General features: G+C 69.6%; 1 protein-coding gene. It reads right to left on the bottom strand.

Annotated features, from left to right (window positions below):
- Window positions 1-280 (bottom strand): leucyl/phenylalanyl-tRNA--protein transferase (locus tag AC0IYH_RS31165; protein ID WP_471838066.1); only part of this gene is annotated, 280 nt, incomplete at both ends.

Consider the following 280-nt stretch of genomic DNA (forward strand, 5'->3'; position numbering starts at 1 on the left):
GTGCGAGGTCTGGAACTGGCAGTCGAGCAGGGTAAACCCGCCGACGCGCAGGCGGGCGATCAGCCACGCGAGCGCGACCTTCGACGCGTCGGTCGCGCGGCTGACCATGCTCTCCCCGAAGAACGCGCGCCCCAGCGCCAGCCCGTAGAGGCCGCCGACCAGCCGGTCGCCGTCCCAGCATTCGACCGAATGCGCGTAACCGCGATCATGCAGATCGAGGAACACGCGCTCGATTGCGGTGCTGATCCACGTTTCCGGCCGAGCGGTGGCGCTGTCGGCG

This window comes from Pseudomonas sp. AC463 (assembly GCF_979253585.1).